The following is a 4,785-nucleotide window of genomic DNA, read 5'->3' as shown; positions in this document are numbered from 1 at the left end:
TGCCCGTACTCGAACAGGGCATCGAATGGCGGCGCGACCGCCTGCCGACGATCACCGTGCGCGGCACCCTGCCGGATGGCGTGCAGCCGAACGACGTGGCGATGAAGATATTCGGCGACATGCAGCCGCTGCGCGACAGCCTGCCTGCCGGATACAGCATCAGCATCCAGGGTGGGGCGGAAGATTCAGCCGAAAGCCAGGCCTCGATCGCCGCCAAGGCGCCGATCATGATCGGTGTCATCGTCGTGCTGCTGATGATCCAGCTCCAGCATTTCGGCAAGGCGATGCTGGTGCTTGCCACCGGGCCGCTCGGCATCATCGGTGCGGCTGCATCACTGCTCATCAGCGGCGCGCCCTTCGGCTTCGTCGCGATCCTCGGTGTCATCGCTCTGCTTGGCATCATCATGCGCAACTCGATTATCCTCGTCGACCAGATTGACCAGGACATTGCCGCCGGCATGGATCGCGCCGAGGCGATCATCGGATCTGCCGTCCGTCGCTTCCGCCCGATCACATTGACGGCTTTGACGGCGGTGCTGGCGCTGATCCCGATCTCCCGCGGCGTCTTCTGGGGACCGCTCGCCTACGCCATGATGGGCGGCATTCTGGTCGCGACGGTGCTGACCATTCTGGTGCTGCCGGCCGGCTACGCGCTCTTCTTCGGTCGTGAGCCCAAGAAGAGCGCCACGGAACCGGAGCAGGCGGATGATGCGAATGCGAATGCAGACGCCGAGGTCGAGGAACCGATCATCTATCCCCCGGCCGTGGCGGCGGAATAGCGCCACGGCCCGATCAAACCGACCCTGTTAAAGCCGCGCAGGGTCAGGCCGTGACATACATGGCCTGACCCTGAGCCAGATATTGGAACAGCTCGTAGCCCATCCAGATGTAGCCGCGACGTCCGTTCCACTCGCAGCCCCAGTCCTCTCCAAAACTGTTCTGAATGAGGATCGCCTGCTGCCCGTCGTCGTAGCCGATGATCAGCATGCAATGGCCGACATTCGGCACCTTGTTGAGCGGGGTGGCCATCGGGCCGGGGCCTTCGTACTGCATGAAGCCTTCGTTGAGCGACGTACCGTAGCAAAGCGCGCCGCCGCCGGCGATGATCGTCTTGATCGCGTCGAGGTCGCCGGTTTCGACGAAGGCCCAACCGGGAATCTTGAATCTGGCATCGACGGCGGCGTCGGGATCGGAGCTCGACCAGAGCCCGGGGCAGTTCGGATAATAGGGCGCTGTTTGCCAGTTGGGCGTGCCGCCTTGCATGAGCAAGTTGAGGTAAGAGGCGAGCCGCGATCCCGCACAGCCCTGCTGGCCGTAACTTTTCATGACTTCGATATAGATATGGGCGGGGCTTGCCTGCTGCACTGTACCGGATGGGACTGGCCGGCAGCCGCTGCCGCCGTGTAGGTGGCAAGGCCATAGGTCGAAGCCCAGGCGGCGCAACTCCCGGGACTACCGACATGGCGTGGCGTGCCCTGCGCCTTCGGAGGCGGGAGATATTGCGGGTAGACGGTCGCCGAGGTCGGGAGTGCCAAAGGCACCGGCGGTCGGACGAGCGGACCATCTTCACGGATAGTGGGATCAAGCCGAGATCGAGAATTGCTTCATGCACGGACATGTTGGCCTCCTGCCGGCAGCTCCGGCTGCGTGGGTTGAAGGGATGGATGTCACTGGGCAGGTTCCGGCAGCTCGCGGGCGTTTCAAGGCGTGCTCGGGCCAAGCGACGCCCCGGAGAAGGATCGCCGCAAGCTCTGTTTCAATCGATGCACGCGTGGGCAGTGTAGCGGAAATATGCACGCCTAGTATCCTGGGTTTGGCGGGGTAATCCCGGAATGGATGACCCGGTTCCCAGATCTATATGCGAAATGTGTATTTCATCATTGACTTTAATTGGAACATGCATTCCATTTCGGTGAGTTGATCATTGTTCTTAGGGGGGAGTCTCCGAATGAGGAAGTTGCTGTTTGCTGCCATGCCGGTTCTCTTGGCCGGTACCGCCCATGCCGAGAATATCGGCATCACCATCGCGCGGTCCGATAGCGCGTTTCTGACGATCCTGCGGCAGGGCATGGAGGATCGCGCTGCCAAGCTGGAAGGGGTCTCGGTTCAGGTCGAAGACGCCCAGAACGATCCCAGCAAGCAGATGGATCAGGTGCAGAACTTCATTTCCTCCGGCGTCGACGCGATCGTCGTGGTCGCCGTCGATGGCGACAGCACGCCGGCGCTGACGAAAATGGCGAGCGCTGCCGGCATCCCGATCGTTTACGCCAACCATCCGCCGGCCGATGTCGATACGCTTCCGCAGACCGCCGCCTTCGTCGGTTCGAACGAGATCGATTCCGGCACGCTGGAAACGAAGGAAGTCTGCCGGCTGCTTGGCGGCAAGGGCGCGGTCTATGTGCTAATGGGGCCCCTCAACAACCATTCGTCGCTGACCCGCACCAAGGATATCCACGATGTCATCGCCACCGATGACTGCAAGGGCATGAGTGTGATCGAGGAGCAAAGCGCCAACTGGGATCGCCTCGAGGCCAGCAACATCATGACCAACTGGCTTTCGACCGGACGCGAGTTCGATGCCGTCATCGCCAACAATGACGAGATGGCGATCGGCGCGATCCAGGCGATGAAGGCAGCAGGCACGGACATGTCGAAGGTCGTCGTTGGTGGCGTCGACGCCACGCCAGACGGCCTCGCCGCCATGGCTGCCGGCGACCTCGACGTCACCGTCTTCCAGAACGCGATTGCCCAAGGTGCGACGGCCATGGACGCGGCCGTTGCTCTGGCGCGCGAGGAGAAGACGGAGCGTCAGATCTGGGTGCCGTTCGAACTGGTGACGGCGGCCAACATGAAGGACTACGCAAAGGCGAACCAGTAGGCCGCACCGCCGGAAGCAGCATTAGCGGCTTCGCTGATAAAGAAGTCTGCAGGCCGCAGCGTGCGGCCTGCCACAACCCTCCCGCATCAGAAGTCGATGTCGTCTGACCGTTCCGCCCAGCCTTCGCCGCAGCCGATTGCCGATCTTCAGATCGCGATCGCGGCTTTTGTGGCGGGTGCCGGGTGGCTCTTCTCGATCCACGCGCTTGCGGAGCTTCCGCCGCTCCTGTTTCTCGGCAGCCGCTTCGTCATCGCCGGTCTGCTGATCGGCTTCCTGGCAAAGTTCCCGTCCGTGGCCGATATCGGCAGGACCGTGCGGCTGCTGCTCCCCGGTGCACTCTCATTTGCGGTCGCGATGATGGCCTGGATCTTCGGCCTGAAGCACACAACCAATCCCGGCGTCGCCGCTTTCATCTCCTCGACCGGTAACCTGCTGGTGCCGGTTTTCGGACTGCTCCTCTTCGGTTGGCCGGTCGGGAAAAGGCTCTGGATCTCGATCACGATTGCACTTGGGGGAATGGCGCTTTTGTTTCTTGGGCCTGACGCTCGCGTTGAGGCGGCCCATGTCTACTTCGTTGTCTCGGCGTTGCTCTGGGCAGCGAGCATCGCGCTCGTCAAACGCAACTCCGCGAAGGTCGGCCCTGTGGCTGCAGCCGCCGTCCAGCTGGTGGTATCGGGCGTGGTCATCCTTGCGGTCTCGTTGCTCGCGGAGAGGATGCCGACCGCCATCCCCTCGGTGGAGATCTGGGGCTGGTATCTCGCGAGCATCCTGATCTCGACCTGCCTGCGCTTTGTTCTTCAATTTCGCGGGCAGCAGATGATCTCCGCGGCGCGGGCGTCGGTCATCATGTGCTGCGAACCGGTCTGGGTGCTGCTTTTTTCGCTGGCATTCCTCGGGACGCCGCTCGGCCTTTCCCAGATGCTCGGCTGCGCGGTCATTTTGTGCGCCATGGTCAGCCAGGTTGTGTTGCCGTCAAATCGCCCGCCTGAAGCTCCTGCTCCACAATAGCGCCAAGCGCTTGCGCTGCCATGGTCGTCCCGGCCGTCACGGGTCACCGTGGCGACCAGTTGCGTTCAGGGCCGGCGATCGTTCGCAATTGCTTAACCGAATGACGAAAAGCACCAATTTCTAAGGGTTGTCCGTTGGCCGTTTGCGCCCAATCTTCTCCGGCAGCCGGAGCGATAGACAGAATCGCGAATACGCTCTGGCGCTTGTCGAACCCGGCAAGGCAGTGAGTGAGAACGGTTTGAATGGTCCTTAATCACCGCATCACACGCATCACCGTCGGCATCCTTCTTCTGACGCTTGCCGTCGTCGTGCTTCTGCCCGGGTTGACCGGCTTTACCAGCCTCGACGGCACAGTGAATGCACGCTTTGCGCCCATCAATGCCCCGATCGACGGCGAAATCGGACAGGCGCCGCCGCGGATCGGAACACCAGTTTCCGAAAACGAGACACTTCTGACGATCCGCAATGATCGGGTCAATCGGGCGATTCTTGCTTCGCTGCAGGCGGAAGGAAAGACCGCGGCCGATCGAGTGACCGCACTTGAACGGGAACGGGACGAACTCGTCGCGTTGCGCAACCAGCTCGCCCATCGGCTCGAGAAATTCAAGAATGCCACCATTGCCAGCCTGGAACGCGAAATTCGCATCCTGCAGAAGCGGGTCGAAGTGTCACGCGCGCAGGACGTCGTTGCGAGAGTAGACCTGGACAGGCGGCAGGAGCTGGAATCCAAGGGGATCTTCACACGAAAGATGGTCGAGGCGGCAGCGGCCGCCGGCGCTGCCACGGGCGGCGAGGTCGAGATCAGCAACCTGTCGCTCGAACTGCTCGAACAACGTCTGACGGCGCTGCGACAGGGGATCTTCATCGTCGGCGATGGCCAAAACGACGTGCCCTATTCG

4 protein-coding genes and 1 pseudogene are annotated in these 4,785 nt (G+C 62.1%); 4 read left to right on the top strand and 1 reads right to left on the bottom strand.

Annotated features, from left to right (window positions below; translation table 11 throughout):
• Window positions 1-779 (top strand): efflux RND transporter permease subunit (locus I8N66_RS31805; protein ID WP_291162730.1); only part of this gene is annotated, 779 nt, incomplete at its 5' end.
• Between the two features lie 43 nt (window positions 780-822).
• Here I8N66_RS31805 and I8N66_RS31800 read toward each other — a convergent pair.
• Window positions 823-1,326, bottom strand: coding sequence for a C1 family peptidase (locus tag I8N66_RS31800; RefSeq protein ID WP_291162727.1), 504 nt, complete (start codon window positions 1,324-1,326; stop codon window positions 823-825).
• 622 nt (window positions 1,327-1,948) lie between these two features.
• On the opposite strand from I8N66_RS31800, the gene I8N66_RS31795 reads away from it, so the two are divergent.
• The 3 genes and pseudogenes from I8N66_RS31795 to I8N66_RS31785 all read left to right on the top strand — a co-directional run.
• Window positions 1,949-2,878 carry a substrate-binding domain-containing protein gene (locus tag I8N66_RS31795; RefSeq protein ID WP_291162724.1) on the top strand — a complete coding sequence of 310 codons (930 nt, stop codon included), beginning with the start codon at window positions 1,949-1,951 and terminating at the stop codon, window positions 2,876-2,878.
• A 96-nt stretch (window positions 2,879-2,974) separates the two neighbouring features.
• Complete coding sequence (locus I8N66_RS31790) at window positions 2,975-3,886, top strand: EamA family transporter (protein ID WP_291162721.1); 912 nt, start codon at window positions 2,975-2,977, stop codon at window positions 3,884-3,886.
• A 242-nt stretch (window positions 3,887-4,128) separates the two neighbouring features.
• Window positions 4,129-4,785 (top strand): annotated as a pseudogene (locus tag I8N66_RS31785) (hemolysin D); the annotation flags it as partial.

The organism is Ensifer sp. SSB1 (assembly GCF_016652895.1).
GTDB lineage: Bacteria > Pseudomonadota > Alphaproteobacteria > Rhizobiales > Rhizobiaceae > Ensifer.
Note: the sequence above shows the minus strand (reverse complement) of the source record. Positions and strands in the feature narration are given on the sequence as shown.

Excerpts from the sequence above, each read along its gene's own strand:
- I8N66_RS31790 (WP_291162721.1), top strand. The coding sequence starts at position 2,975 with ATGTCGTCTGACCGTTCCGCCCAGCCTTCGCCGCAGCCGATTGCCGAT.
- I8N66_RS31800 (WP_291162727.1), bottom strand. The coding sequence starts at position 1,326 with ATGAAAAGTTACGGCCAGCAGGGCTGTGCGGGATCGCGGCTCGCCTCT.
- I8N66_RS31795 (WP_291162724.1), top strand. The coding sequence starts at position 1,949 with ATGAGGAAGTTGCTGTTTGCTGCCATGCCGGTTCTCTTGGCCGGTACC.